Source organism: Bacillus sp. JJ722, assembly GCF_036963345.1.
Classification (GTDB): Bacteria; Bacillota; Bacilli; order Bacillales; family DSM-1321; genus Bacillus_AD.
Window position 1 is genome coordinate 1 of sequence record NZ_JBALMO010000318.1, and the last position, 3,348, is coordinate 3,348.

Annotated in this window: 3 protein-coding genes; 1 reads left to right on the forward strand and 2 read right to left on the reverse strand. The window is 34.3% G+C overall.

Translation table 11 applies throughout. The features are described 5' to 3' along the window. Nucleotides 1–26 precede the first annotated feature (26 nt). Complete coding sequence (locus V7014_RS24975; RefSeq protein WP_335511455.1) at nt 27–1,487, reverse strand: sigma-54 interaction domain-containing protein; 1,461 nt, start codon at nt 1,485–1,487, stop codon at nt 27–29. A 383-nt stretch (nt 1,488–1,870) separates the two neighbouring features. On the opposite strand from V7014_RS24975, the gene lepB reads away from it, so the two are divergent. Beyond that, the gene (gene lepB, locus V7014_RS24980) at nt 1,871–2,398 is read left to right on the forward strand and encodes a signal peptidase I (RefSeq protein WP_335511458.1); all 528 of its coding nucleotides are present in this window, start codon (nt 1,871–1,873) and stop codon (nt 2,396–2,398) included. A gap of 70 nt (nt 2,399–2,468) precedes the next feature. On the opposite strand, the gene V7014_RS24985 is transcribed toward lepB, so the two are convergent. Further along, nucleotides 2,469–3,116, reverse strand: coding sequence for a YczE/YyaS/YitT family protein (locus tag V7014_RS24985; RefSeq protein ID WP_335511460.1), 648 nt, complete (start codon nt 3,114–3,116; stop codon nt 2,469–2,471). Between the last annotated feature and the right edge of the window lie 232 nt (nt 3,117–3,348).

The following is a 3,348-nucleotide window of genomic DNA, read 5'->3' on the forward strand; positions in this document are numbered from 1 at the left end:
AAATGAACCAAAAATGAATAATAGATTCATTTTTGGTTCATTTTTATATTATACTTCTGACATTTTCTACTAATTGTACTCTGGCTAGAATTTAGAATTTTCGCAACCTTTCTCGTAGAGCCAAATTCATTCATATAGTGTGTTAATATTTCCTTCTCTACGAGTTCCAATCTTTCATCTAAACTAAGCTCAGAACGATTAATAATTTCTTTATATAGATCATGCTCTTCTTCCTGTTTCTGATTCACTTCCTCGACCGTCTTGCTTTCGCTTGTATGTTTTACTTTTAACATTTTATCGATAAGCGGACCTTCTGTTGTTACAACTAACCTCTCTAACGTATTCTCTAGCTCGCGAATATTCCCTGGCCAATTGTATTCTACTAACTCTTCTAATAAATGTGGAGCTAAAACCTTCTTTGAACCATATTTTTTATTTATTCGGTCCAACAATGAAAAGATTAATTCGATTAATTCATCTCGTCTTTCACGAAGTGGAGGTACTTTAATAGGAACTACAGCTAAACGATAATACAAGTCCTCCCGGAATTCACCGATTTGCACCATCTTTTTCAAATCTCGATTTGTTGCTGCAATAATACGGATATCCACTTCTTTAGTTTTTCTACCACCAATCTTCATAAATGATTTGCTCTGGATTAGACGAAGTAATTTCACTTGAAGATCCAAAGACAACTCACCAATTTCATCCAGAAACAAAGTGCCTTTATCGGCTAATTCAATAAGTCCTTTTTTACCAGTTGATAATCCTCCGGAAAATGAACCCGGTTCATATCCAAACAATTCCGATTCGAATAAACTTGCTGGAATCGCACCACAATTGATTTCTACAAATTCACCTTCGGAACGATCACTTTCACTATGTAGCCATTTCGCTATCTCTGTTTTCCCAACACCTGACTCCCCTAAGAGTAGAACAGTAGAATTTACTTTTGATACGCGAGACAGCAATTCCATTATTTGAACCATCGCCGGACTTTTCGCAACAATTTTGTTTCCATATAATACTTCTGTTTTACGCTGATTAGCCATTCGGTTATTATATATTTCTACTAAACGCTCCATTTCTTTCATTTTGTCTTTTAGTGAAAGCACTTCCGTAATATCCATTGCATTCGAAATAATCAGTTCTAATTTTCCATTTTCATCAAACACAGGTGTTGATGTAACATGAAGCTTCTGTCCGTTAGACAAGGATTGAATGACATGGACTGTTTTTCTTTCCTCTAATACTTGCACTGTAGCCGATGGATTAAAGATCCCTTGCTTTACTAAATCCCGTACATTTTTTCCGATTATTTCACTTTCATCCAATTCCATATTTTGCGCACATATGGAATTAGCTCTAATACATATCCCATTTCCATCCGTAACAAAGCTTTCAAATTGTGATAGTTGAAAAATTGTTTCGAGTTCATCAACTTGCTTTTGCAGCATTTCAACTTGATCCATTGTTTTCATATTCATGTTGCACCCCTATTTCGTCAATCCTTAATTACGTATCGAACTCCTAACTAAATACTAGTTTCCTAGTTCCTAATTTAAATTTATTATCAATTTATCGAGAAATCCCCTATTTCCCAGACGTGACTACTCTCTATGAATAGTATACGTGACTTTAATCTTTTTTGACAGAAAAGTAGATAGAACTTTCCGAATTATAGTGGTATTTGTATGCTCATGTCGAATTAAATAGTTTTTTGTTGCAATAAAAGATTGGATTTTGAAAAATTATAATTATGAAAAAGAATTGTCGAAAAAAGAAGAATATCATTCAAACAAAAGTGTATATTCCTCCCTCCCCTTGAATCGAAATTATAGTATATTTAAATATATTAGGAGGTATACCCATGGAGAAAAATTATAAAAATGGATGGATTTCTTGGATTAAAGTATTTCTACTCGCTCTTTTTTTAGTGATTTTTAGTCGTCACTTTTTATTCTTGCCTACTACCGTACAAGGTGCTTCAATGTCTCCTACTCTTGATAATCAAAATAAGGTCCTCATTAATAAAGTCAGCTCGATCAAACGATTCGATACAATTGTTTTTAATGCACCTGACAGTAATAATAATTATATAAAAAGAGTGATTGGTTTTCCCGGGGATCGAATAGAAATGAAAAATGATATATTATACATTAACGATAAAAGATTTGAAGAAGACTATTTAAGCAATATGAAAGAAAACTTAGTTCCAAACGAAACATTAACCGAAGATTTTCTAATAGAGATTGTACCAGATGATAGCCTTTTTGTTTTAGGTGACAATCGACGAGTTAGTAAAGATAGCCGTATATTCGGTTTTATTCCCATGAGTTCCGTCATCGGAAAAGTAGAATTTCGTTTTTATCCTTTGAAAGACTTAGGTAACATATAGAGCGTCAATAGAATATAAATAGGGCTACACTTGAGTCATTGAATGATCTCAAAGTAGCCCTATTTTTCAGCTAAAATTTACTTTTGCCTCGAATATGCAAAGTAGTCCAAAGGTTCTCATGTGCAATTGCTGTTGCCTCAAAAGCAAACAAACGAAACACTAGCTGAACACAAAAACCTAGCAAGATAGCAGTCAAGACCGTACCAATCCCTAATGGACCACCCAACAACCAACCTGCTGTCGCTGCGGAGCATTCAAGAATACTACGACTCACTCCAATGGAAAGACCTGTACGTCTACGGATTGCCACCATTAGTGAATCTCTAGGCCCCGCTCCAAATCCCGAACTAATATAAAAGTAGCTCCCAAAAGCTGTTGTGAATAGACCAACTATAAGCAAGCATAGTCCGCTGAATATACCTGCTCCAAAGGGTATTAAACCAGCTGATAAGATTACATCCATAAAAATACCGATGAAAGCCATGTTCGCTAAAGTCCCTACCCCAATTGTTTCCTTTAATATAAGTATGATTACAACAATAATTACACTTACAAAAACCGTCGCTTCTCCAATCGTCATAGGCAATAGATTAGTTAAACCTGCTTGAAACAACTCCCACGGACCATAGCCTAAATTACTGTTCATTACAGATACAGACCCGAGAGCAAATAAGAATAATCCGAACATTAACCTAATTAGCCGTAGTCCTTTATCCAATTTCAACCCTCCCATATTTGTAGAATTATACATGGTGGATGGCGATAGAACAAGGAAATATTTAAATATTCAGAACAATTAAAGTGGAATATTTTTAAATACAAAAATGACTACTCTCTAACAAGTAGCCCTCTATTTCAATGAAAATAAAAAAGGAAGCTTCTGACTATAAGAAGTTCCCTATATAATTGAATGTAATTATTATTTATAAAATTGATAAATCATCGTATCT

Coding starts and splice junctions, on each gene's coding strand:
- V7014_RS24975 (WP_335511455.1), bottom strand. CDS start 1,487: ATGAATATGAAAACAATGGATCAAGTTGAAATGCTGCAAAAGCAAGTT.
- lepB (WP_335511458.1), top strand. CDS start 1,871: ATGGAGAAAAATTATAAAAATGGATGGATTTCTTGGATTAAAGTATTT.